Below are 24,193 nucleotides of genomic sequence, written 5' to 3'. Positions count from 1 at the left end.
CTTTTCTATTGCGGGTGTGCGCATGTCCGACATGAAGATCCAGGGCGAATTCGAGATGGATGTGACGAAGGGCGAGCAGGCCCTCGCGCGCGTCGAGACCGGCGCCCGTCGGATGGCGTCCACCGTGAAACAGGCCGGTGACGCTGCGGCCGATTCCATTGAGAGCCTGGGCGGCAAGGCTGACCAGAGCGCTAAGGCCATCGAGCGCGCCAATGCCAGCCTTGCGTCTGCTGCCCGGCGGGCGGTGGCTGACCAGCAGCGAGCCGTGGTGGAAGCCCAGGGCTACAGCCTGAAATCCGCCGAGGGGCTGGAGCAACTGGCGCGCATGCGCGGCGCCGACGTGAGCGCCATCTCCGGCCAGCTCGGTGCACTTCGCCAGCTGCGCGCCGAGCAGGACCGGCTGACGCAAGCGGTGCAGCAGCAGCGCGAAGTGGAGTCGCGTGCACGACAGCAGTCCGAGTTCGTCGCATCGCTGCAGAGCCAGGTCACGGCGATTGGAAGAACGCGCTCCGAGCTGCTGGCGATGCAGGCCGCGCAGCTGGGCGTCTCCGACAAGGCGGCGCCGATGATCGCCCGGCTGCGCGAGCAGGAGCAGGGGTTGGGCAAGGTGGGTGTGTCTGCGGCGCAGACAGCAGCAGCACTGCGCGGGCTGCCCGCGCAGATCAGCGACATCGTCGTGTCGCTGCAAGGAGGCCAAGCGCCTCTGACGGTTTTTCTGCAGCAAGGCTCGCAGATCAAGGATCAATTCGGCGGTGCCGGAGCTGCGATCAAGGGGCTTGGCGGCTACCTCATGGGGTTGCTGAACCCGCTCACCGCCGCGGCCGCGGCCGCTGGCGTACTGGCGCTTGCCTACTACCAGGGCACCAAGGAGGCGGAGGGCTATCGCAATGCGATCACCCTGACTGGCAACGCAGCCGGAACCACCGCCGGAGAGTTGAAAGCCTACGCCCAAGAGATCAGTGGCGTGGCGGGCACCCAGGGCAAGGCCGCCGAATCCCTGACCGCCCTCGCGGGCACCGGCAAGGTTGTCGGCGACGTGCTGCGCGACGCCGGCCTCGCCGCGGTGCAGTACGAGCGCGCCACCGGGCAGGCCGTGAGCAAGACCGCCGAGCAGTTCGCCGACCTGCGCAAAGAACCGTTGGCCGGCGTGCTCAAGCTCAACGATGGAATGAATTTCCTCACGGAGAGCACCTATCGCCAGATCAAGAGCCTGGAGGACCAGGGCCGCACGACGGACGCGGCGCGCGTCGCGCAGCAGGCCTACGCGGACGCGCTCATCAGCCGCGCGGGCGATATCGATCGCAACCTGGGCACCCTGGAGCGCGGCTGGCGCGCCGTGGCGGATGCTGCGAAGAAGGGCTGGGACAACATGCTAGGCCTGGGCCGGGCCCAGACCACCCAGGACAAGCTCAAGCAGGTGAAGGAGGAGATCGCGGCTGTTGAAAAGCAGTTGGACTCCGGACGTGGGTTCGGATCCACCGAGGGCGGCGCCGCGTTCGGGAACGGCCGGGGCGCGATCAACGCTGCAGCCCAGCAGCAGCTGAAGGACCGGCTTGCATCCCTGGGCGCTGAAGCCGCCGCGCTGGAGGGTGTCGCGTACGCTGAAAAGGCAGCGGCGGAGGAAGGACGAGAGCGCGCAGACCAGATGCAGGCCACGCAAGCGTGGGAAAAGGCGGGCGAGAAATACCTCTCCGACAAGGCAAAAATGGAGCGCGAGCTGACCCAGGCGCGCAACGAAGGCGCAGCTGCGGGCCGGTCGAAAGCTGAGATCGAAGAGCGTCTGGCCAACATCCGCGAGGAGTACGCGAAGAAGGGAGGCGCGGCCGTCAAGTCGGAGCAGACCGCGTACCAAAGTCTGGCGGCCTCCATCCAGGCGAAGATCGACAAAAACAGGCAGGAGATCGAGACCGGCGGCAAGCTCAATTCGGCGGAGGCCCAGCGGGCAGAGCTGCTTGCCCAAATCGCGCAGAATGAAGGCAGGCTGACGGCAACGAACAAGGCGAAAATCCTGGCCAAGCTCGATGAGCTGGATGTGTCGGAGCGCTTGCTGGCGGTAGAGCGAGATCGCCGCAAGTTCGAAGAGCAGCGCGACAAGGAGAACGTGCGGATCGCGGACGACATCTCCAAGATCAATGCCCGCGCGCAGGCGCTGGAAGATGAGGCCTCGGCGTACGGCAAGTCCTCCACCGAACTGCGGGCCCTGACCGTTGATCGCCTGAACGAGCAGAAGGCCATCCTGCAGGGGTTCCCGGGCTCACAGCAGCGCATCGACCAGATCAACGACGAGATCGCGGCGATCCGCCGGCTGGGCGCGGCAGAGGACCAGATCGCGGGGCTGAAGATTCAGTCGCACGCGGACGATCTGCTGCGTTCGGCGCAGGAGCAGGCGCGGATCTACGCAGACGAAGCCAAGCTGGCCGGCCTCAGCCGCCTGGAGCGGGAGAAGATCATCGCCCTCCGCCAGGTGGAGCTGAAGTTCGCGAAGGAGCTAGCAGCCGTCGACAAGATGCCCGATGCTGACGATGCGCAGCGCGAGGCAAAGCGGCGGGCGCGAGACACCATCGAGCAGGCCAAGCGCATCGAGGGTGAGGCGGCCGTGTCTAAGGTCATCCAGGACGACTGGAGCCGTACGACGGACGAGATCAACCGCAGCCTGACGGATGCGCTGCTGCGCGGCTTTGAAAGCGGGAAGGGTTTCGCCGAGAACCTGCGCGACACGTTGAAGAACATGTTCAACACGCTGGTGTTGCGACCGATCATCAGCGCCATCATTGCTCCGGTGGCGGGTGTCATCTCCGGCGCCACGAACGCACTCCTTGGCGGCGGGAACGGCGTCGGAGGGGCTGCCCAGGCGGGGCTGAGCGCCTACAACTTCGTCAGCAGCGGTTTCAATGTCGCGAGCAGCGTGGGCAGCAGAATCGTGAATTCCGACTTGCTCGCACGCTACGGCAGCGAGGCCATGCAGGAAATGCTGGGCCAGTTCGGCGCGGGCATGATGAACACATCGTCATGGGCTGCATTCAGAGGTGCGTTTGAGGCCGGCGGCGCGAACTTCGCGGGCGCCATCGCAGGATCCGTGCTCAACGGATTCAGCGGCTATGGCATCTCCAAGCTGGTGAGCGGCGGCTATCAGGTCAACAAGTACGTCAACACCATCGGTGCCATCGCATCGATGATCCCGGGTGTAGGCCCCATCGCTGGGCTCATCTCGGGCGCCGTGAATCGGCTCTTCGGGCGCAAGCTCAAGGACACCGGCATCGAGGGCACATTCGGCGGCGAGGCGGGCTTCGAGGGGCGCAGCTACCAGTACTACAAGGGTGGGCTTTTTCGGTCCAGCAAGACCAAGTACGGCGAGCTGGACGAGGAGGTGCGCAAGGGCCTGGCGGACCAGTTCGGCGCCATGAAGACGAGCATCAAGGAGATGGGCAAGGTGCTCGGCCTGGGTGGCGAGGCGCTCGACAAGTTCACCGCGCGGATCAAGGTCAGCCTGCAGGGCCTGAGCCCGGAGGACGCGCAGAAAAAGCTGCAGGAGGAGTTCGAGAAGCTCGGCATCAGCATGGCCGACCTGATCCTGGGGCTGCCCACAACCATTCAGGAAGCAGCGAGCGATCGGAAGAACCTGTCCTGGCCGAACTCCGATGCGGCCGCCGCGGCGCCGGTGGATCCGGTCGCCCAGGCAAATCTCGAGGCCTTCAAGAAGGTACAGAAGGCGGGCGAGAGCTCGCTCGACACGATCACGCGGCTGGCCACCAGCCTCGCCGCGACCAATGGCGTGTTCGAGACCCTCGGCCACAGCATGTACGCCGCGAGCCTGCAGGGCGGGGACATGGCGGACAAGCTGGTGGAGCTGTTCGGTGGGGTGGACAAATTCGCCGCGGCGAATGCGGACTACTTCCAGCGGTTCTACGCGCCAGAAGAGCAGCGAGCCGCCGCGCGAAAGCAGCTGGAAAAGCAGCTCGCAACGGTGGACATCAAGCTGCCGGACATCAACGCCGACGACGCCCGCGCGCAGTACCGAAAGCTGGTGGAAGCCCAGGACCTCAACACGGAGGCCGGCCGCAAGGCCTATGCCGTGCTGATCCAGCTGGCGGGGGCGTTTGACCAGGTGGCGATCTCGGCGGACACGCGCCGCGGGCTCGAGGAGCGGCTGCTGGCTGCCCAGGGCAATGACCGCGCGGTGATCGAGATGCGCCGCAAGCAGGAGCGCGACGCGCTCATGCAGCTGGACCCGGCGCTGGCCAGGTTGGTGCAGCAGATCTACGATCTGGAGGATGCGACCGCGGTTGCGGACAAGCGCGTCGATCTCTACCAGCGCCTGCTCACGGCGCAAGGCAAGGACCGCGAGGCCCTGGCCTTGCGGCGCAGCCAGGAGCTTGCTGCGCTCGCGAAGCTCAACCCTGCGCTCGTGCAGATGGCCGAGGAGATCTACCGGGCCGAGGACGCAGCGGCGGCGCAGGTCAAGGCGCAGCAGGGGCGGGAAGCCGCATACACCCGGCTGCAGAATGCCGCGACGCTGGAGAGCGAGCGCCTCAACGCGCTGCTGGAAGGTATCGACGCGCAGCGCACGGCATTGGGCCAGCAGCGCGCACTGGCGGACGAGTCGCTGTCTCTCATCACCGGCGTGTTCGACCTGGTGCGCAGCAATGCGCGCGAGTTGTACGGGCAGGTGGAGAGCACCGCGTCCATGCAGGCCGCGGCGGGCTGGGCGTTCGTGGAGCGCGCGCTGGAGACGGCGCGACGCACCGGCTACCTGCCTGACCAGGCGCCGCTGCAGGAGGCCATTGGGGCCGCCCGCGGCGGGCTGGACTCGCGGGCCTATGCAACGCAGTTCGAGCAGGACCGGGACCGCCTGGTCCTGGCCGGCATGCTGTCCGGCCTGGAGAGCATCAGCGGCAGGCAGAAGACCGCAGCGGAGCAGCAAATCAAGCTGCTGGAGGACCAGGGCAAGGCGCTGGACCTGCAGACCGAGACGATCAACCGGCAGCTGAAAGCCCAGCAGGAAATGCTGGACTACTGGCGCCGGCAGATCGACATCGCGAACGGCACCTTCGACGCGACCCTGTCCGTGGAGCAGGCGATCGACAAGCTGGCAACGGCGCTGGGCAAGCCGCCCGCGACGAAGCCGCCGCAGGGCGGTGGGTCGCAGGCCGTCTGGGGCGGGTCGAGTCCGGGCACGGTTACCGCTCCTGCGCAGCCCGAGGCCAAGTACCGGCGGGTCACCTCGCTGGGCACCTCGATCGGGTACACGCCCGTCATCGACCAGGCGTTGATCGCCAAGCTGGACGGGCTCTCGGGCCTGTACCACTCCTTCGACGGCACTGGGGACCTGATCGGGTTGCTCACGGCAATTCGGAGTGCTGGCGGGACGCTGGACGATCTGTCGATCCTGAGCGGGTATTTCTACAGCGACTGGGTGAAGGCTGCAGCCAGCGTGGGCGTGCCGGCGTTCGCGGTGGGCACGAACTACGTGCCATACGACACGCCGGCCATCGTCCACAAGGGCGAGCGGATCATCCCGGCCGCCGACAACCGCGCCCTGATGGCCGCGATCGACGCGGGCCAGCAGAGCGGTCGGTCGGAACGGTTGGAGGGCCTGGTGGCGCAGCTGGTGGCCGAGAACCGGCAGCAGGCAGGCGAGATCCTGCGGCTGAACGCGCGCATCGCGAAAGTGCTGGAGCGATGGGACGGAGACGGCACGCCGCCGCAACGAGAGGAGCAAACCGCATGAGCATCAAGTCCCTGACCGTGGTGCGGCCGATCGCCGTCACCCCGGCCATGCTCGTGAGCACCAACGTGCCCGAGTCCGACTATCCCGTTTGGACATCGGGCACTACCTATGCGGTGGGCGCCCGCGTCATGCACGTGGGCGCCCACAAGGTGTACCAGAGCGTGCAGGACGGCAACGTGGGCAAAGACCCGACGGCCACGGCGGGATGGTGGGTGGAGGTTGGCGCGACCAACCGCTGGAAGGTCTTCGACAGGTCGGTGAGCTCGCAGACCGCGCAGGCCTCCAGCATCCAGTATCGGCTGCGCCCAGGTCAGGCGATCACGTCGCTCGCGGTCCTGAACCTCTCCGGGACCACGAGCATGCGCGTGCGCGTGATCGATCCGGCCTACGGCACGGTGTACGACAAGACGGTGGACCTCTCTCGCCAGCCTGTGGCGGCCGGGTGGTGGCAGTGGTTCTTCGGCGAGCGGCGCATGCCCACGCAGTCCGTCCAGATGGATCTGCCGAGCTTCCCGGGCGCAGATGTGCTCGTGGACATCATGGGCGGCGCGACGCTCGCGGTGGGCGTGCTGCTGCTTGGCCAAGTGCGCACTTTCGGGCTGGGCGTTAAGGCCGGCGCGCGGGTGGGCATCCAGGACTACAGCCGCAAGGAACGCACTGAGTTCGGCGACGTGGTGGTGGTGGAGAGGGCTTTCGCAAAGCGCGCGAGCTTCTCTCTGCTGCTCACGGCCGCGGAGGTGGATTCCTTCAACGACTTCCTGGCTGAGGTTCGCGCCACGCCCTGCCTGTGGGTGGGCTCCGAGCGCTACGCATCAACCACGGTGTACGGCTTCTACAAGTCGTTCGACATCGTGATTTCCTACTACGACTACTCGGACTCCGAGCTGGAGCTGGAAGGGCTCACATGACCAACATCACATCCCCGCCAGCAATCGACGCGCTGCCCCCGGCGCCGCTGCCGACCGACACACCGGCGGACTTCAACAGCAAGGGCTTTGCCACCGTGGCGGCGCAGGTCAATATGGTGCCGCAGATCAATGCGGTGGCCGCCAACGTGTTCCAGAACGCTACGGCTGCACAGGAGCGAGCGACGGCGGCCGCGGGCTCCGCGACCACGGCCGGCACGCAGGCGACCAACGCTGCCGCCGCGCGCGCTGGCGCCGAGGCTGCGCGCGACACGGCCATCACCCAGGCAGGCAACGCGAGCGCATCGGCCACGGCGGCCAGCGCATCGGCGCTGCAGGTGGACAGACGATACCTTGGGGCCAAGGCCTCCGCGCCGACCACCGACAACCAGGGGGCAGCCCTGCAGGCCGGCGCGGTGTACTACAACACCAGCACCAGCAAGGTGATGACATGGAGCGGTAGCGCATGGGTGGAGGGCATCTCCGCGGTCGCCGGCGTGTCGTCGGTCAATGGCCGGTCGGGTGCGGTCACGCTGACACCCACTGACCTTCCGACCCTGGCGCCCAAAGTGTCGCCGTCCTTCGCAGGCATCGTCTCGTACACCGGCGCGCTGCGCGGCAACGCGCTGGAGATGGGCGACCTTGTGGTCGATTGCAACAACTCCAATTATTTTTTCCAGACCATCTTCGGCAACGCCGCGTTCAGCTTCGTCAACCCACCGGCGTCTGGTGTGCGCGGCTCATTCGCCCTGGAGGTGGACCACCGGGGAGGCGTTATCACCTGGCCCGCGTCGGTCAAGTGGCCGGCCAACGTCGCGCCGACGCTCACCACTGGACGCGTCCACCTCTTCATGTTCACCACGCGCAACGGCGGCACGACCTGGCGCGGCGCAGCACTGAGCAACTACCAGCCATGATCGACATCGAGCAACTCATGTTCGCGGGCAACGCAGCACCTGGCCAGGTGGAGTTTCTCGCCTCGGCCACCTGGATCGTTCCTCCGGGGGTGGAGTCGATCTCTATGGTCTGCGTGGAGACGGGCGGTTTCGGCAACGCCACCCAGGTTGTCGTCGGTGGCGTGATCGTCTGCCGCGCGCTCAACTTCGATCGGATCGGCGACGGAGGCGGGAATGGTGGCGCAGGAGGCGGGTGGGTGGATACTGGGACGCCCGGCGCGGACCCGTTGGCCGGGGGCGGGGGCGGTGCTGGTGGCTATACCGGCGATGGCGGCCCCGGGGCCAGCTGGCCAAATTCTGCCGGCACGGGGTCGGGCGAGGGCAACTCTGGCGGCACCACCGGGTATGGCGGCAAAGGCATCGGGCTCAAGGGCGTCGGCAGCGCTCCGGGGAGCGATTCGAGCGGGGTGTTCGGTGGGTCGTACGGGGGTGGCAACGGCGGCCCTACCAGCACCAGCAATGGGTCGAGAGGCGGCGCGCTCGCGTGGAAAAACAACGTGGCTGTGGTCCCCGGCCAGGCCGTCACGATCACGGTATTTGTCCCGTCCGGGTCAGTGCTGCGCCAGGGTGCTGGCGCCGTGCGAATCATGTGGGGCGGAGGCCGCTCCTATCCCAACAACGCAGGAGACATGTGATGTATTTGCACATCGAGACGGGGGCGTATCCGCTGACCGAGCAAGACGTGATCGCGCGACACCCGGAGTGCTCTTTCCCGGTGCCGTTCTCGGCGCCCGACGGGTATCTGCTCGTCGAGGCCACCGCCCAGCCCGCCCATGACGCGGCGGCGGAGCGCACGGTGGAGCTGCCACCGCTGGAGGTGGGTGGCGTGTGGCGGCAGACCTGGGCGGTGGTGCCGCTCACGGCCGAAGAAATCGATGCACGAGAGCGAGAAGCAGCCCGCGACGTGCAGCGCGCACGCGGCATGAAGATCGCGGCGATCAACTCCGAATACGAGCGGCGCACCGCGGCGATCTCGGCCAGCTATCCGAGCGCCGAGCGAGAGAGCTGGCCGGTGCAGACCCGAGAGGCCCGAGCCCTGCAGGCAGATGACGCGGCGGCAACCCCGTGGATCGATGCTGCTGCCGCGGCGCGCGGCCTGGACCGCGCCGAGCTGGCGCGAAGGATCGTGGCGCTGGACATGGCCTACCGATCCGTGCACGGCGCGCTGTCGGGCACGCGCCAACGGCTGGAGGAACTGGCCTGGAACGCCGCAGACATCGAGCAGATCGAGGCGATCGACGAGGCCGCCGGCTGGCCGACCTGACCTCGTTGCACCACCCCACCACAGCCCGCCGCGTGCGGGCTCTTTTGCGTTCAAAGGATCTTCATGACCACCACCCCTCGCGGGATCCGCAACAACAACCCGGGCAACATCGACCGCACCGCAGACCGCTGGCAAGGCATGGCAGAGGATCAGAGTGGCGACTCCCGTTTCGTCGTTTTCTCGGCGCCTGTGTGGGGCCTCCGGGCCCTGGCCAAGGTGCTGCTGTCGTACTACCGCAAGCGCGGGCTCAACACGGTGGAGTCGATCATCGGGCGCTGGGCGCCGAGCGTCGAAAACGACACCGGCGCGTATGCCCAGGCCGTGGCCCGCGCCATGGATGTGGCAGTCCGTGACGAGCTCAACATCGAGCACCCGGACGTGCTCGCGCTGCTGGTCGAGGCCATCGTGCAGCACGAAAACGGCCAGCAGCCGTACCCCGCCGACCTGATCGACCAGGCCGTGCGCCTGGCGCTGGAGTGATGCCGATGGAATCTCCGGACCTCAACAACTTCCCCGGCGGCCCTTTCGGCGCACTGGGCGCATTGTCGACTGCCGTGGTCAGCGGCTTCCTTTTCCTCCGCCAGTACCTGAGCCGCGGCGCGGCGGACCGTGCGGACGACGCCGGCCGCGTGTCGGCGATCAACGTCTACAAGGAGCTGCTGGAGGCCGAACGCGCCGCACGCGCCCAGGCCGACAAGCGGGCTGATGACTTCGCGCGCGAACGAAACGAGGCGATCACCGCGCTCGGCAAGCTGCAGGGGCAGCTCGAGGGCATGCAGCGCCAACTGCAGCACGCCACCGACGAAATCACCAGCCTGCAGGCGCAGGTGCGCGAACTGACGGAGCAAGTCCATGCAAAAACCTGATCTGCACCGGGCCCGCGCGGTGATCGCGGGCAGCGCCATGCTTCTCGGAATGGTCGGCGGCGGCGCCGGGCTCGGCTACTGGGCGGGCGTGGAGCGCATGCGCGGCATGCTGGCCGAGGACCGCCAGGACCACCTGGACGAGATCGCGCGTCTCCAGGAGGCCAACCGCATCGCCCTGGGCGCTCTCTCCGGCCGGGTGGCACACGCTGCCGATCTCACCGCCGCGGCGGCCGACACGGCGGCCACGGCCGCGGAGACGGCGCAAGCAGCCGCGGCCACGGCCGGCAAGGCGGCCAAGGCCGCGGGCGTGCCGGCCGCCGTGCCTGAGCACGAGCGCAAGGCCATCAACACCACCATCCAGCGCGCCAACGAGCGCATCCGCAAGGAGGCCCCCCGATGATCCGCACCCCAATCATCGCGGCCCTGCTGCTGCTGCTGGCCGGCTGCAGCACCGCGCCGCCTGAGCCGCAGGCCGCCCAGGCAGAGCCGGCCGTGCCCGCGGTCGCCCGCCGCGACTGCCCGCCGCTGCCCGAGCTGCGCGCCGGGGCGTCCGGCCTGGAGCGTCGAATGCACACGCAGACGATCGTCCGCATGTACGCCGCGTGCGCAGGGAGCCAGCCATGACGCCCGGGCAAATCGTCCTGCTGGTCAGCCTGGCGGTCAATGGGCTGCTCGGCTGGGCATACCTTGGCGAGCGCGACGATGCGACCGAGGCGCGCGCTGCGGTGTCCGCCAAGGGCCAGGAACTGGCGGGCGTGCGCGGTGCGGCCGAGGCCTGCAGCACCGCGGTAGGCGAGCTGCGCACGCTGGCCGACAAGCGCCTCTTGGAGGCGGAGTCGGCGCGGCGCGCAGCTGCCGGCCGCGCCGCCGACCACAACCGAAAGGCGGATCAGATCCTGTCCATGCCCGCCCCCGTGCCGGGCGATGCATGCGCCAGCGCCCAGGTGCGGGTGGACGCCTGGCTGCAGGGGAGGGCCCGGCCATGAGGACGGCCGTCCTGATGCTGGCGGCCCTGCTGGCCGGCTGCGCGGGCGCGCCGCGCGTGCAAACGGTGGAGGTGCGGGTGCCTGTGCCGGTGGAGTGCCGCGAGCCCGTGCCGGCGCGCCCCGCGATGCCAACCGATGCGCTTCGTCCGGGTGCGAGCCTGGACGATTTCGCCCGGGCGGCGTTGGCGGAGATCGAGCGCCGCGAGGGCTACGAGGGCCAACTGCTGACCGCGCTGGAGGCGTGCCGCGCTCCCATCAGGCCTTGACCGCGCCGGCCCGCGTGTAGCTGTCCAGGCTGGATACAGTGCCGTCGATGGCCACCATCTCGCCGGCGGACCCTGGCGCCACCTCGAGGCGCACCCCCAAGAATGGCTCCCCGTCGGCCAGTCGCTGGCCTGTGACGGCCCTGCGGATTGCCTCCCGAGCGTCGTTGAGGTCAGAGAGCTGGGCCGGGCTGAGGATGAACTTCTGCGGGTAGGCGTTGGCGTGGGCTTTCCAATGCGCCTGGACGGCTTGGACAAGGATCTCGTAGAGGTGGGGCATGCCGGCATTGTCGCCGGCCAGGTGCCGGCCGGGGCCAGAATTCCTCCCTGGAACTTCCCTGAGACAGCCAGCGAGCAGCGGTTTTCATTGGGAAAGCGATGGCCTGCCCGGAGGGACTCGAACCCTCCGGCTTCAAGCTGCACTCCCCCCGAAATTCCGTCTAACCGACTTCCCTGTTCCCTCTGAAATGCCGGCTTGACCAGACCCATCTCGGTTAGACAAGATCGCGCTAACCTTTTGATTTGTAACGCTTGGCTATCTGCTTTGGGAGCAGAGGGTCGCGAGTTCGAATCCCGCCGCTCCGACCATTGATATCAAGGGGTTAGGTCCAAAAGGCCTAGCCCCTTTTCTTTTGCCTGGCGGATTGCCTTTGTTCCATCACTTCGCATGAATGGACCGCCAAGGGGCCGGTACGGCGAGCTACGTCGTGATACAGGCTCCGGCAGCACCCGGGGCCATGATGCTGCCTTTGTGCTTTCCTCCGCCGTCATGGGCCATGACAACGGTACCGCCGGACCATCCGGCGGGCAGCCGCCCGGCGCGCTCCTTCACCCACCATGTCCATCGAAATTTTTGGCGACAGCCTCATGCGCGGCCCCGGCATCAGCATGGCCGTTCCCCGAACCATGATGTCCCTGCGGCCCGGCTGGGTCGTCGAAGACCGTTCCGCCATCGGCTTGCTGCTGCAGGATCTCATCCTCGGCTACCGAGAGCCCTATCCGGGGGCTCCGGCGGATGCCTATCCCCTCGGGCCGCAGCCGCCCTTCAACGCCGTCCGTCGCAGGGGGCAGATCATCGTGCTCGGCCTCGGGCTCAACGATGCTCTCGAAATGCGCAGCGTCGATCAGTTCGAGGCCGACCTGCGCGATGCACTGCGGATCATCCATTCGGAGTGGCGCACGCCCGTCCTGACCGGCATCGTGGACGTGCCGGTGGCCGATCTCTTCACGCCCGAGCGCGTGCGGCGCCGCCACGAGCTGAACCAGGTGACCCTCAGGGTGGCCGAGCAGATGGGGGTCTCGCACGCGCGCTGGGGGGAAGACTACCGCGGCGTGGGCGACGTGATCGACAACATCCACCGCACGCAGGTCGCCAGCGACCGGCTGGCAGCTCTGCTGGTCGAGGCCATCGAGCGGACCTTTTGAGACAGGGCTCGGCCACCCCAACGGATGGGTGGCTGGCAGGCCGGCGCCCGTCTTAACATCGCGGGGCCGCCGTCCCGGGATGGCGGCGTGTTGATCCACCCGCAGCTCCAGGCATGGCACGTCCTTCTCGCACCCGCATCCCACCACTGCCGCAGGCCTCCGAAAGCAGCGCACGCGCCGACTCCGTCGATGCGCTGCGTGGTGTCGCCATGGTCTGGATGACCATCTTCCATTTCTGTTTCGACCTCAGCCACTTCGGCTACTGGCCGCAGGATTTCCGTGGCGATCCGTTCTGGACCCTGCAGCGCACGGCCATCGTCAGCCTGTTTCTCTTCTGCGCGGGAATGGGGCAGGCGCTGGCGTGGCAGCAGGGCGTGGGGTGGGGCCGGTTCGGGCGGCGCTGGGTGCGGATCGCCGCCTGCGCGGTACTCGTGAGCGCGGGGTCTTATCTCATGTTCCCGCGCAGCTACATCCATTTCGGCGTGCTGCACGGCATGGCGGTGATGCTGGTGGTGGCCCGCTGCACGGCGGGATGGGGCGGCTGGCTGTGGCCGGCCGGCGCCCTGGCCCTGGCGGCCCCCTGGGCGGCCGGGCGGCTGCTGGCCGGGCCGGCGGCGGACTGGGCGCCATGGTTCAATAGCAATGCGCTGAACTGGCTGGGGCTGGTGTCCCGCAAGCCGTTCACCGAAGACTATGTGCCCGTGCTGCCGTGGCTCGGCGTGATGTGGTGGGGGCTGGCCGCAGGGCAGTGGGTACTGCGCCACCACCCGGGCTGGCTGGCGCTGCCGCTTCACCGGCGCGTTCGCCCCCTGGCGGTGCTGGGGCGCTGGAGCCTGAGCTACTACATGCTGCACCAGCCGGTGCTCATCGGCGCCTTGCTGGCCGCGGGGTGGATGCTGGGCCGCTGACGGGGCCGGAGGGCTGCGCATGAAAAAACGCGGCCTTGGCCGCGTTTTTCGATGGAACCGACGAGCACTGCAGCCCGTCGCCGATCACTCGACCTTGGCCTTGGCGCGCAGGTCTTCCTGGAACTTGGCCAGCTTCTGCTGCTGCAGCTGCTGGGCGATCTGCGCCTTGACTTCGTCCAGCTTGGGCAGCTTGGCTTCGCGCACGTCGTCCAGGCGGATGACGTGCCAGCCGAACTGCGTCTTGACCGGGGTCTGCGTCATCTTGCCCTTGTCGAGCTTCACGAGGGCCTCGGTGAACTCGGACACGTAGCTGCTCGGGGTGGCCCAGTCGAGATCACCGCCGCGTGCGCCGGATCCGGGATCCTTGGACTGCTTCTTGGCGATGTCCTCGAACTTCGCGCCCTTCTTGATGGACGCGATGATGGACTTGGCCTGGTCTTCGGTTTCCACCAGGATGTGGCTGGCCTTGTATTCCTTGCCGGTGTTCGCGGCGACGAACTTGTCGTACTCGGCCTGGATATCGGCGTCGGTGACGGGGTTGGCCTTCTGGTAGTCGGCGAACAGCTCGCGGATCAGGATGGTCTGGCGGGCCAGTTCCATCTGGTCCTTCACGTTCTGCGAGCCTTCCAGTCCGCGCTTCTGCGCTTCCTGCAGGAAGATTTCGCGGGCGATCACTTCTTCCTTGATCTGGCCTTCGATTTCGGGGGTGATCGGCCGGCCGGAGCGTTCGACCTGCTGCTTCAGGACTTCGACACGTTCCTTGGGCACGGCCTTGCCGTTCACGACGGCGATGTTCTGCGCGATGGCGGGCAGGGCGGACGTGCCCAGCACGGCAGCGGCCACGAGGCCGGACAAGAGCTTTTTCTTCATTGGGAAATCCACAAAAAGGAAAAGGGCCGGCTGCACGGTGTGCGCCACGGTGGCCCTGGACGTGGGAATCAGACGATCAGAGAACTTCAATCGCGATGGCGTGCGCACCCTGGTCTATGAACTCCTGCAGCGCATCATACACAAGGCGGTGGCGTGCAACGCGGCTGCGCGCCGTAAACAAAGGTGACGAGATGCGTACCCGGAAATGCGTTCCGGCGCCCGTGCCGTTGGCCCCGGCATGGCCCGCGTGGGCCGCGCTCTCGTCGAGCACCTCGAGCAGGCTGGGGGCGAGGGTTTCGCGCAGCTTGCGCTCCATGGCCTGCGCCGTGATGCCGGCGCTCATGGCTTCGCATCCTCCGGCGCCGTGCGCGCGTCGTCCTGCGGTTCCTTCATGTAGCGGCTCAGGTAGAGCGCCTGGCCGATCACGAAGACGGCCATCAGCCCGATGCCGCCGAAGAGCTTGAAGTTCACCCAGGTGTCGGTGCTGAACGCGTGCGCCACCCACAGGTTGATGGCGCCCATCGCCGCGAAGAATGCCGTCCAGCTCCAGTTCATGGCGCGCCAGGCGGCGTCGGGCAGTTCCATCTGGCCGCCCATGAGCGTGCGGATGAGGTTCTTGCGGAAGAACAGCTGGCCGACCAGCAGCGCGCCACCCATGAGCCAGTAGAGGACGGTGGGCTTCCACTTGATGAAGGTTTCGCTGTGGGAGAGCAGCGTGGCGCCGCCGAACACCACGATCACGCCGAGGCTGACCCACTGCATCGGTTCGATCCGGCCGTGCCGTATGCGCAGGTAGGCGATCTGGGCCACGGTGGCGGCGATCGCCACGGCCGTGGCCGTGTAGATGCCCCAGACCTTGAAGGCCACGAAGAACAGGATGATGGGGAAGAAGTCGATCAGCAGTTTCATAGATGGGGCAGGGCGGTTTCCGGTCTCGTCATGCGTGGGCCGCGCGCCGTCGCTGCGTCAGGCGCCGCCCGGCTCGAAGTCCAGCGAGGCGGAGTTCATGCAGTAGCGCAGCCCGGTGGGCGCGGGCCCGTCCTCGAACACATGGCCGAGATGGGCCCCGCATTGTGCACACACCGTCTCGGTGCGGACCATGCCGTGGCTGCGGTCCACGATTTCGCGGATGGCGCCGGGCACCGCCAGGGAGAAGCTGGGCCAGCCGCAGCCGGCGTCGAACTTGGTGTCCGAATCGAACAGCTTCGCGCCGCAGCAGACGCAATGGTAGCTGCCGTCGGCCCAGTGGGCTTCGTACTTTCCGGTGAAGGGCCGCTCGGTGGCGGCGTGCCGCGTCACCTGCCAGGCGGCGGGTTCGGCGCCCTTGTCCTGCAGCAGTGCCTGCCACTCGGCATCGGTCTTCTGGATGGGGTAGGTCATGATGAACAGCTGATTTCGATGGAAGAGGCCCAGTCGGGCGGGAAGCCCGCCCACTCGGCATGCGCGGGATGTTCGTCGAAAGGCCGGGCCAGCACGGCCTGCAGCGCGTGCAGGGGCGCGAAATCCCCCGACTTCGCCGCCCGGATGGTCTGCTCTCCCAGGTGGTTGCGCAGCACGAAGCGGGGATTGGTGCGCTCCATGAGACCCGCGGCCTGATCGCTCCCGCTCCCGAGGCGCTGCCGGTAGCGCGCGGACCAGGCTTCCCATCCGGCCCGGTCGATGAACAGGTCGCGCACCGGCGTGAAATCGCCGCTGGCCACCGCCTGCGAGAGCCGGTGCCAGAAGATGGTGTAGTCCACGCCGTCAGCCGCCAGCAGTCCGAGCAGGTCATCCACCAGCGCGGCGTCTCCTTCGGCGGCCGACACCAGTCCGAGCTTGGCGCGCATGCGGGCCATGTACTCCGCGGGAAAGGCCGTGCGGTAGGGTTCGAGCGCGGTCTGGGCGAGTTCCGTGTCGCCGATCAGCGGCATCAGTGCCTGGCCCAGGCAGAACAGGTTCCAGTAGGCGACCTGGGGCTGGCGGTTGAAGGCGTAGCGGCCCTGGCTGTCGCTGTGGTTGCAGATGTGCCCCGGCACGAAGGCATCGAGGAACTGGAAGGGGCCGTAGTCGATGGTGAGCCCGAGGATGCTCATGTTGTCGGTGTTCATCACCCCGTGGCAGAAACCCACGGCCTGCCACTGCGCCAGCAGGGCAGCGGTCCGGGCGCCCACGGCCTGCAGCAGCGCGGCGTAGGGGTTGGCGCCGGGAGCGCCGCCGGCATCGCGGCAGCCGGGGTAGTAGCGGTCGATCACGTAGTCCGCCAGGGCGCGCAGCTCGCGCACCTGGTCGCGCGCCGCGAAGTGCTCGAAGTGGCCGAACCGCACGAAGCTGGGCGCCACGCGCGTCACGACGGCAGCCGTCTCGATCTCCTCGCGCACCACGGGCGCGGGCGAGGCCGTCAGGGCCAGCGCGCGCGTGGTGGGGATGCCGAGCGCGTGCATGGCCTCGCTGCAGAGGAACTCGCGGATGGAGGAACGCAGCACGGCGCGGCCGTCGCCCATGCGCGAATAGGGGGTGCGGCCGCTGCCTTTGAGCTGGACTTCGTAGCCGGTGTCGGTCTCGCCGAGCAGGATGGCGCGGCCGTCGCCCAGTTGCCCGGCCCAGACGCCGAACTGGTGGCCGCTGTACACGCTGGCCAGCGGGCGCATGCCGCGCAGCAGTGCATTGCCTGACAGCACCTGCACGGCCGCATCGCTGCCCAGCCAGTCCGGCTCCAGCCCGATGAGCCGGGCGGTGGCCTCGCTGCCCGCCACCCACCGGGGACCAGGCAGCGGCGTAGGTACCAGTTCGGTGAAGAAATCGGGCCCGAGGGCGGCGAAACCATCCCGCCAGGTCAGGCCCGAGCGGGCCTCGGCCGTCGGGGCGGAGGGGGCGGAGGTCGTCATTCCCGCCATTGTCTCCCACCCTCTTTGCCTGGGCGGGCCACAGGGGCTTGCGTGCAACAACCGGCACCTTCCCGTCGCCTGTCAACCTGGCGACAAGGGCCGCCGGACGCGGGGTTGCCCTGGGGGCGCGGCACCGTACAGCAGGGTTAGGATCCGGTGATCACCACATCCACGGGATTGAAGGAGACAAACATGCTGGGCCTGATGCAGAGCCAACCCCTGTTGATTTCGACGCTCGTCGAGTTCGCGGAACGCCACCATGGTGATGCGCAGATCGTCTCGCGGCGCGTGGAGGGCGACATCCACCGCTACACATACCGGGACATGGCAGCCCGTGCGCGCCACCTCGCCAACACGCTGGATGCGGAGGGCCTCGCCGCCAGCGCCCGCGTCGCCAGCCTGGCATGGAACGGCTACCGCCACCTGGAGATGTATTACGGGGTGAGCGGTTCGGGCCGCGTGCTGCACACGATCAATCCGCGGCTGCATCCCGACCAGGTCGCCTGGATCGTGAACCATGCGGAAGACGAAGTGCTGTGCTTCGACCTCACGTTCCTGCCCATCGTGCAGGCGGTGCACGCGAAATGCCCCTCGGTCCGGCGCTGGGTGGCGCTTTGCGATGCCGACCGGTTGCCGGAGGGCACGGGTATTCCGCAGCTCACGAGCTACGAGAGCTGGATCGGCGCGGCCTCCAGCGACTACGCCTGGCCGGAGTTCGACGAGAACTCCGCGTCCAGCCTCTGCTACACCAGCGGCACCACGGGCCACCCCAAGGGCGTGCTCTACAGCCACCGCTCCTCGGTCCTGCATGCCTACGCCGCGGCACTGCCGGACGTGATGGGCCTTTCGGCCAGCGATTCGGTGCTCCCCGTGGTGCCCATGTTCCACGTCAACGCCTGGGGCATCCCGTATTCGGCGCCGCTCACCGGGTGCAAGCTGGTCTTCCCCGGCCCCGCGCTGGATGGGAAGTCCGTCTATGACCTCATGGACGCCGAAGGCGTGACCTTCGCGGCCGGCGTACCGACGGTCTGGCAGATGCTGCTGCAGCACGTCAGATCCATCGGCGCGCGTTTCGGCAAGCTCCGGCGCACGGTGATCGGCGGCTCCGCGTGCCCGCCCGCGATGATCGAGGCCTTCCAGAACGAGTACGGCGTGCGCGTGCTGCATGCCTGGGGCATGACCGAGATGAGCCCCCTGGGCACGCTCTGCTCGCTCAAGAACAAGCACCTGGACCTGCCGGAGCAGGAGCGCATGAAGATCCTGCTCAAGCAGGGCCGCGCCATCTACGGCGTCGACATGAAAATCGTCGATGGCGAAGGGCGCGAGCTGCCCTGGGACGGCAAGACCTACGGCGACCTGCTGGTCAAGGGGCCCTGGATCGTGGACCGCTACTACCGCTCCGACGAGAGCCCCCTGGTGCCCGACGCGCAGGGCCGCGGCTGGTTCCCGACGGGCGACGTGGCGACCATCGACCCCGACGGCTACATGCAGATCACGGACCGCAGCAAGGACGTGATCAAGTCCGGTGGCGAATGGATCAGCTCCATCGACATCGAGAACATCGCCATGGCGCATCCAGCCGTGGCCATGGCGGCCTGCGTGGGCATGCCGCATCCGAAGTGGGACGAGCGACCCATCGTGGCCGTCGTGCGGCGCCAGGGCGCGGAACTCACGCGCGAGGAACTGTTGGCCTTCTACGAGGGGAAGACCGCGAAATGGCAGATTCCGGACGATGTCGTGTTCCTCGATGCGATCCCCATCGGCGCGACCGGGAAGATGCTCAAGGCGAAGCTGCGCGACCAGTTGCAGGGCTACCGCCTGCCCGGGCTCTGAGCGCGGCAGGTGCGGCGCGCGGCGCGGGCGGCGCGCCGCCGCGAGTCGCATCCGGGATAGACGCTAGGGTGAATCCCTGAACACCGCCGCGGAGCTCGCCTGTACGCTGCGGCGTGTTCGGTGACCCCAATACGCAAGGAGACAGGCGATGAGATTTGCTATCAAACTGGTGGCTGTATCTGCAATGTTGGCGACCGCAGGCGGTGCCTTTGCCCAGAAGGGCGAAACCGTCAAGATCGCCTGGCTCGATCCACTTTCGGGCCTGATGGCCGCGGTGGGCACCAACCAACTCAAGAGCTTCCAGTTCCTCGCAGAGGAATTCAGCAAGAAGAACGCCTCGGGCGTGAAGTTCGAGGTCATCGGCATCGACAACAAGCTCAGCCCCCAGGAAACCACCAGCGCGCTGCGCTCCGCGATGGACCAGGGCGCGCGCTACGTGGTGCAGGGCAACGGCTCCGGACCCGCGCTCGCCATCATCGACGCGCTGGAAAAGCACAATGCGCGCAATCCCGGCAAGGAGGTGCTCTACCTCAACTACGCCGCGGTCGATCCGGACCTCACCAACAGCAAGTGCAGCTACTGGCACTTCCGCCTCGACGCCGACACGTCGATGAAGATGGAGGCCATGACCACCTTCATGAAGGACCAGCCCGCCATCAAGAAGGTCTATCTCATCAACCAGAACTACGCGCACGGCCAGCAGGTCTCCAAGTACGCCAAGGAGAACCTGGCCCGCAAGCGGCCCGACGTGCAGATCGTGGGCGACGACCTGCACCCCCTGGCCCAGGTGCGCGATTTCGCGCCCTACATCGCCAAGATCAAGCAGTCGGGCGCCGACACGGTGATCACCGGCAACTGGGGCTCCGACCTCGCGCTGCTGATCAAGGCGGCGAACGACGCGGGCCTGAACAATGTCAACTTCTACACCTACTACGGCGGCGTGACCGGCTCGCCCACCGCCATGGGCGCGGCCGCGGCAGGGCGCGTGTACATGGTCTCGTACAACCACCTGAACCTGCCCGGCGACATCGGCCGCGTGGTGGCCGACTACAAGAAGAAGTTCAACGACGACATGTACACGGGGGCCGTCTACCACGCCTTCGCGATGCTGGACGCGGGCTTCGTGAAGGCCAAGAGCACCGACCCCGTGAAGGTGGCCAGCGTGCTGGAGGGCATGAAGTTCAACAGCTTCAACGGCGAGGTGGAAATGCGCAAGTCCGACCACCAGCTTCAGCAGGGCCTCTTCGTCTCCAAGTGGGAGAAGGCGGGCGGCAAGTACCCCTACGATGCGGAAAATACGGGCTACACCTTCGTGCCCGTGAAGTACTACGAGCCCTACGTGGCGAGCACGCCCACTTCGTGCCAGATGAAGCGGCCTTCCTGACCGCCCTGGCGGGCCCCCACACCGGCCGGACCCGGGGCGCACGCCGCCCCGGGTGCTTCCCCACGGTCCTCCCGTCCAGCCCCTCCCGCAAGCGCCTCGCGGCCTGATCCCGATGAACCTCGAGTTTTTCGTCATCTCCCTGCTCAATGGATTGAGCTACGGGCTCCTGCTGTTCATGCTGAGTTCCGGGCTGACGCTGATCTTCAGCATGATGGGTGTGCTCAATTTCGCCCACACCAGCTTCTACATGCTCGGCGCCTATTTCGCCTACTCCATTTCGGGCGTGGTGGGCTTCTGGCCCGCGCTCGTCATCGCGCCGCTGGCCGTGGGGGCACTGGGCGCGGCGTTCGAGCGCTACGCGCTGCGGCGGGTTCACAAGTTCGGGCACGTGCCCGAATTGCTCGTCACCTTCGGCCTGTCGTACCTCATTCTGGAGGTCGTGCAGCTCGTCTGGGGACGCTCCACCGTGCCCTACGGCCTGCCGTCCCAGCTGCAGGGGCCGCTTTTCACGCTCTACGGCACGCAGTTTCCCAAGTCGCGCTCCTTCGTGATGCTGGTGGCGCTGCTGATGCTGCTGTCCGTCTGGCTGGTCCTGACCCGCACGCGCATCGGCCTCGTCATCCAGGCGGCGCTCAAGCAACCCGAGATGGTGGAAGCGCTCGGCCACAACGTGCCCCGGGTCTTCATGCTGGTGTTCGGCGGCGGCTGCGCCCTGGCCGGGCTGGCGGGCGTCATCGGCGGCAACACCTACGTCACCGAGCCAGCGATGGCCGCCTCGGTGGGCTCCATCATCTTCGTGGTCGTCGTGGTGGGGGGCATGGGCTCGCTCGCGGGGGCCTTCCTGGCTTCGCTCATCATCGGCCTGGTGCAGACCTTCGCCGTCGCCCTGGACTACTCCCTGGCGGACGCGCTGCGCACGGCGGGCATGGCCGTCACGGAGCAGACCTTCGGCTACCCCTTGCTCAAGCTCACCATCTCGCAGGTCGCGCCGATCCTGCCGTACCTTTTCCTCGTGCTGATCCTGATCTTCCGTCCCAAGGGACTGCTCGGAACGCGGGAGGACTGACACCATGGCCATGCATCCAACTTCCGGGGTCTATCGTTTCCGGCCGCTCGACATCGGCCGCGCCGTGGTCTGGGGCCTGTTCGCGCTGGCGCTGATCGTGGCGCCGATGCTGTTCACCAGCAGCCTGGCGCTCACCATGCTCTCGCAGATCGGCTACCTCATCATCATCTGCCTGTCCTACAACATCCTGCTGGGGCAGGGCGGCATGCTGAGTTTCGGGCATGCCGTCTATACCGGCCTGGGCTCCTTCATGGCCGTGCACGCCATGAACTGGGCCGGCAAGGGCGCGCTGCCCGTGCCGCTGGTCCTCATCCCGCTGGTAGGCGGCCTGGCCGGCATGTTCTTCGCGGTGCTGCTGGGCTTCGTCACCACGAAGAAGTCCGGTACCACGTTCGCGATGATCACGCTGGGCATCGGCGAGCTCGTGGCCTCCATGGCGCTGATGTTCCCCGAGGTGTTCGGGGGCGAGGGCGGCATCACGACCGACCGCGTCTACGGCAAGGGGTTCTTCGGCATCACCTTCGGCCCGGCCATCCAGGTGTACTACCTGATCGCCGCCTACTGCTTCGTCTGCACGGCGCTCATGTTCGCCTTCACCGGCACGCCGCTCGGCCGCATGCTGAACGCGGTGCGCGACAACCCGGAGCGCGTGGAGTTCATCGGCTACAACACCCAGCGCGTGCGCTATTACGCCTTCATCATCTCCGGCTTCTTCGCCGGCATCGGCGGCGCGCTGGCGGCGATCAATTTCGAGATCGTCACCGCGGCCGACAGCGTGAGCGTGATGCGCTCGGGCTCCTACCTGCTGTTCACCTTCCTCGGCGGCGCCACCTTCTTCTTCGGGCCCATCATCGGCGCGGTGCTGCTGGTCTTCGCCTCCGTGCTGCTGTCGGAACTCTCCAAGGCCTGGCTGCTGTACCTGGGCCTGGTGTTCCTGTTCATGGTCATGTACGCCCCCGGTGGCATCGCCAGCCTGATCATGATGAACCTGCGCGTTGCGCGCCATGGGCGGCTCAAGCCGTTGTTGCCGGGCTACCTCGCGCTCGCCTGCTCCGCGCTCATCGCGGTCGCGGGCGCCGCCGCGATGATCGAGATGACCTACCACCTGCAGCTCAACGCGGCGCTCGGGCCGCAGATCGGATTCCTGGGCATGACCCTCGATGCGCGCAGTACCGCGACCTGGATCGGCGCCGGCATCGTGTTCGCCGTGGGGCTGGGCCTGTTCGAGGTGTGCCGCAGGCGCTTCGCCCTGGCCTGGGGAGCCACCCAGGAGGGCATCGAACGAGACCTGCGGTCGGGCCTTTCCGGCCGGGGAGACCGCGCATGACGGCCGTGAACCACCATCCTGCAGCCCCTGCGCTGGAACTGCGCGACCTGCGCAAGCGCTTCGGCAAGACGGAGATCATCCGCGGCGCCAACCTGTCGGTGCGGGCCGGCGAGCGCGTGGCCATCATCGGCCCGAACGGTGCGGGCAAATCCACCTTGTTCAACCTGATCAGCGGGCGCTTCGGTCCCACCAGCGGCGAGGTGCTGCTCAACGGCCAGCGCATCGACGGCAGGGCGCCGTACGAGATCAACCGCATGGGCCTGTCGCGCAGCTTCCAGATCACCAACATCTTCCCGAAGCTGAGCGTGTTCGAGAACCTGCGCTGTGGCGTGCTCTGGAGCCTGGGCTACCGCTACAGCTTCTGGCGCTTCCTTTCCCGGCTCCACGACGCGAACGCCCGGGCGGAGGAACTGCTGGGGCAGATCCACCTGGAATCCAAGCGCGACACCCTGGCCATGAACCTGACCTATGCGGAGCAGCGCGCGCTGGAGATCGGCATCACCATCGCCGGCGGTGCCAGCGTCATCCTGCTGGACGAGCCCACGGCGGGCATGAGCAAGAGCGAGACCACGCGCTTCATCCAGCTGATCCGCGAAGTCACCCAGGGGCGCACGCTGCTGACGGTGGAGCACGACATGGGCGTGGTCTTCGGCCTGGCCGACCGCATCGCGGTGGTGGTGTACGGGGAGGTGATCGCCTTCGACACTCCGGAGGCCGTGCGCGCCAATCCGCGCGTGCAGGAGGCCTATCTGGGATCGGTGATCGCCGCAGAGCAGGCGGAGGGCCACTGACATGCTGCACATCGACAATCTGCACGCCTATTACGGCAAGAGCCACGTGCTGCACGGAGTGGGTTTCGACGTGGCCCCCGGCGAGATCGTGGCCCTGCTGGGGCGCAACGGCTCGGGCCGCTCCACCACGGCCAAGGCCATCATGGGCCTGGTGCACTGGGAGGGCACGCTCGAGTGGAAGGGGCAGGGGCTCACGGGCCGCAAGCCCTACGAGATCGCGCACCTGGGCCTGGGCTACGTGCCCGAGAGCCGCGACGTGTTTCCCAACCTGACCGTGCACCAGAACCTGCTGCTGGGCCAGAAGGGCCGGGGCAAAGGCAGCCGCTGGGGCTTCGACGACATGTACGCGATGTTCCCGCGCCTCAAGGAGCGGCAGCACACCGAGGCCGGGGTGATGTCCGGCGGCGAGCAGCAGATGCTCACGCTCTGCCGCACGCTCATGGGCGATCCGGACCTCATCATCATCGACGAGCCCACCGAGGGGCTGGCCCCGAAGATCGTCGAGCTGGTGGGCGAATACCTCACGAAGATCCGCGAGCGCGGCGTGTCGGTACTGCTCATCGAGCAAAAACTCACCATCGCGATGCGGATCTCCGACCGGGCACTCGTCATGGGCCACGGCAGCATCGTCTTCGACGGCACGCCCGAAGGCTTGCGCGCGGATACGGCAGTGCGGCGGGAGTGGCTGGAGGTGTGAGCCCCTGATCCGCCCGGTAGCGCCACGGGTCGGGAACGGGCGTGTCATGTCCGAAAGCCA

General features: G+C 67.5%; 25 protein-coding genes. 19 read left to right on the top strand and 6 right to left on the bottom strand.

Going from position 1 to position 24,193, the window contains the following annotated elements:
- The first annotated feature begins 22 nt into the window (after positions 1–22).
- The 11 genes from BLR99_RS02755 to BLR99_RS02705 all read left to right on the top strand — a co-directional run bounded on the left by BLR99_RS02755 (position 23) and on the right by BLR99_RS02705 (position 10,971).
- Positions 23–5,728: a phage tail length tape measure family protein gene (locus BLR99_RS02755; protein ID WP_074686803.1), complete on the top strand. Its 5,706-nt coding sequence runs from the start codon at positions 23–25 to the stop codon at positions 5,726–5,728.
- Positions 5,725–6,636 (top strand): carbohydrate-binding protein, encoded by a 912-nt coding sequence (locus BLR99_RS02750; RefSeq protein WP_046060207.1) that lies wholly within the window; start codon positions 5,725–5,727, stop codon positions 6,634–6,636. The genes BLR99_RS02755 and BLR99_RS02750 overlap by 4 nt, the downstream gene beginning before the upstream one ends.
- Positions 6,633–7,550: a hypothetical protein gene (locus BLR99_RS02745; RefSeq protein WP_074686802.1), complete on the top strand. Its 918-nt coding sequence runs from the start codon at positions 6,633–6,635 to the stop codon at positions 7,548–7,550. Before BLR99_RS02750 ends, BLR99_RS02745 begins: the two co-directional genes overlap by 4 nt.
- A complete protein-coding gene (locus tag BLR99_RS02740; protein ID WP_011794766.1) occupies positions 7,547–8,224 on the top strand; it encodes a hypothetical protein in 678 nt (225 codons plus the stop codon). The genes BLR99_RS02745 and BLR99_RS02740 overlap by 4 nt, the downstream gene beginning before the upstream one ends.
- Positions 8,224–8,853 carry a hypothetical protein gene (locus BLR99_RS02735; protein ID WP_074686800.1) on the top strand — a complete coding sequence of 210 codons (630 nt, stop codon included), beginning with the start codon at positions 8,224–8,226 and terminating at the stop codon, positions 8,851–8,853. Before BLR99_RS02740 ends, BLR99_RS02735 begins: the two co-directional genes overlap by 1 nt.
- A 63-nt stretch (positions 8,854–8,916) precedes the next feature.
- Positions 8,917–9,333 (top strand): structural protein P5, encoded by a 417-nt coding sequence (locus BLR99_RS02730; protein WP_046060206.1) that lies wholly within the window; start codon positions 8,917–8,919, stop codon positions 9,331–9,333.
- 5 nt (positions 9,334–9,338) lie between these two features.
- Positions 9,339–9,719 carry a hypothetical protein gene (locus BLR99_RS02725; RefSeq protein WP_046060205.1) on the top strand — a complete coding sequence of 127 codons (381 nt, stop codon included), beginning with the start codon at positions 9,339–9,341 and terminating at the stop codon, positions 9,717–9,719.
- A complete protein-coding gene (locus tag BLR99_RS02720; protein ID WP_074686798.1) occupies positions 9,706–10,119 on the top strand; it encodes a hypothetical protein in 414 nt (137 codons plus the stop codon). The genes BLR99_RS02725 and BLR99_RS02720 overlap by 14 nt, the downstream gene beginning before the upstream one ends.
- On the top strand, positions 10,116–10,343 hold the full coding sequence (locus BLR99_RS02715; RefSeq protein WP_074686796.1) for a hypothetical protein: 228 nt from the start codon (positions 10,116–10,118) through the stop codon (positions 10,341–10,343). The genes BLR99_RS02720 and BLR99_RS02715 overlap by 4 nt, the downstream gene beginning before the upstream one ends.
- A complete protein-coding gene (locus tag BLR99_RS02710) occupies positions 10,340–10,705 on the top strand; it encodes a hypothetical protein (RefSeq protein ID WP_074686794.1) in 366 nt (121 codons plus the stop codon). The genes BLR99_RS02715 and BLR99_RS02710 overlap by 4 nt, the downstream gene beginning before the upstream one ends.
- The gene (locus tag BLR99_RS02705) at positions 10,702–10,971 is read left to right on the top strand and encodes a hypothetical protein (RefSeq protein WP_074686792.1); all 270 of its coding nucleotides are present in this window, start codon (positions 10,702–10,704) and stop codon (positions 10,969–10,971) included. Before BLR99_RS02710 ends, BLR99_RS02705 begins: the two co-directional genes overlap by 4 nt.
- Here BLR99_RS02705 and BLR99_RS02700 read toward each other — a convergent pair.
- Positions 10,961–11,248, bottom strand: coding sequence for a hypothetical protein (locus tag BLR99_RS02700; protein WP_046060203.1), 288 nt, complete (start codon positions 11,246–11,248; stop codon positions 10,961–10,963). The two genes, BLR99_RS02705 and BLR99_RS02700, sit on opposite strands and share 11 nt — an antisense overlap.
- A 557-nt stretch (positions 11,249–11,805) precedes the next feature.
- Between BLR99_RS02700 and BLR99_RS02695 the strand changes: the two genes are divergently transcribed.
- Together BLR99_RS02695 and BLR99_RS02690 are read left to right on the top strand one after the other, a co-directional pair.
- Complete coding sequence (locus tag BLR99_RS02695) at positions 11,806–12,393, top strand: GDSL-type esterase/lipase family protein (RefSeq protein WP_011796031.1); 588 nt, start codon at positions 11,806–11,808, stop codon at positions 12,391–12,393.
- 113 nt (positions 12,394–12,506) lie between these two features.
- Positions 12,507–13,301 (top strand): heparan-alpha-glucosaminide N-acetyltransferase, encoded by a 795-nt coding sequence (locus BLR99_RS02690; RefSeq protein WP_011796030.1) that lies wholly within the window; start codon positions 12,507–12,509, stop codon positions 13,299–13,301.
- Between the two features lie 84 nt (positions 13,302–13,385).
- On the opposite strand, the gene BLR99_RS02685 is transcribed toward BLR99_RS02690, so the two are convergent.
- From BLR99_RS02685 to BLR99_RS02665, 5 genes are all read right to left on the bottom strand, one after another.
- Entirely contained in the window at positions 13,386–14,171 is a 786-nt protein-coding gene (locus BLR99_RS02685) for a foldase protein PrsA (protein ID WP_017439091.1), read from the bottom strand.
- Positions 14,172–14,247: 76 nt separating this feature from the next.
- On the bottom strand, positions 14,248–14,514 hold the full coding sequence (locus tag BLR99_RS02680; RefSeq protein WP_011796028.1) for a BolA family protein: 267 nt from the start codon (positions 14,512–14,514) through the stop codon (positions 14,248–14,250).
- Complete coding sequence (locus tag BLR99_RS02675; RefSeq protein WP_011796027.1) at positions 14,511–15,080, bottom strand: septation protein A; 570 nt, start codon at positions 15,078–15,080, stop codon at positions 14,511–14,513. The genes BLR99_RS02680 and BLR99_RS02675 overlap by 4 nt, the downstream gene beginning before the upstream one ends.
- Positions 15,081–15,137: 57 nt before the next feature.
- On the bottom strand, positions 15,138–15,551 hold the full coding sequence (gene msrB, locus BLR99_RS02670) for a peptide-methionine (R)-S-oxide reductase MsrB (RefSeq protein ID WP_011796026.1): 414 nt from the start codon (positions 15,549–15,551) through the stop codon (positions 15,138–15,140).
- Entirely contained in the window at positions 15,548–17,035 is a 1,488-nt protein-coding gene (locus tag BLR99_RS02665) for a protein adenylyltransferase SelO (RefSeq protein ID WP_074686790.1), read from the bottom strand. The genes msrB and BLR99_RS02665 overlap by 4 nt, the downstream gene beginning before the upstream one ends.
- Before the next feature lie 192 nt (positions 17,036–17,227).
- On the opposite strand from BLR99_RS02665, the gene BLR99_RS02660 reads away from it, so the two are divergent.
- The 6 genes from BLR99_RS02660 to BLR99_RS02635 all read left to right on the top strand — a co-directional run bounded on the left by BLR99_RS02660 (position 17,228) and on the right by BLR99_RS02635 (position 24,133).
- Complete coding sequence (locus tag BLR99_RS02660; protein ID WP_074686788.1) at positions 17,228–18,868, top strand: 3-(methylthio)propionyl-CoA ligase; 1,641 nt, start codon at positions 17,228–17,230, stop codon at positions 18,866–18,868.
- A gap of 148 nt (positions 18,869–19,016) precedes the next feature.
- Positions 19,017–20,252 carry a branched-chain amino acid ABC transporter substrate-binding protein gene (locus tag BLR99_RS02655; RefSeq protein WP_046060198.1) on the top strand — a complete coding sequence of 412 codons (1,236 nt, stop codon included), beginning with the start codon at positions 19,017–19,019 and terminating at the stop codon, positions 20,250–20,252.
- 112 nt (positions 20,253–20,364) lie between these two features.
- A complete protein-coding gene (locus tag BLR99_RS02650; RefSeq protein ID WP_011796020.1) occupies positions 20,365–21,318 on the top strand; it encodes a branched-chain amino acid ABC transporter permease in 954 nt (317 codons plus the stop codon).
- A 4-nt stretch (positions 21,319–21,322) separates the two neighbouring features.
- Complete coding sequence (locus BLR99_RS02645; protein ID WP_011796019.1) at positions 21,323–22,645, top strand: branched-chain amino acid ABC transporter permease; 1,323 nt, start codon at positions 21,323–21,325, stop codon at positions 22,643–22,645.
- Positions 22,642–23,436 carry an ABC transporter ATP-binding protein gene (locus tag BLR99_RS02640; protein ID WP_011796018.1) on the top strand — a complete coding sequence of 265 codons (795 nt, stop codon included), beginning with the start codon at positions 22,642–22,644 and terminating at the stop codon, positions 23,434–23,436. Before BLR99_RS02645 ends, BLR99_RS02640 begins: the two co-directional genes overlap by 4 nt.
- A 1-nt stretch (position 23,437) precedes the next feature.
- Positions 23,438–24,133, top strand: coding sequence for an ABC transporter ATP-binding protein (locus BLR99_RS02635; RefSeq protein ID WP_017438179.1), 696 nt, complete (start codon positions 23,438–23,440; stop codon positions 24,131–24,133).
- Positions 24,134–24,193: the final 60 nt, after the last annotated feature.

The organism is Paracidovorax citrulli (assembly GCF_900100305.1).
Lineage (GTDB): Bacteria > Pseudomonadota > Gammaproteobacteria > Burkholderiales > Burkholderiaceae_C > Paracidovorax > Paracidovorax citrulli.
The sequence above is the reverse complement of the archived record's forward strand: the minus strand, read 5'-3'. Positions and strand labels throughout refer to the sequence as shown.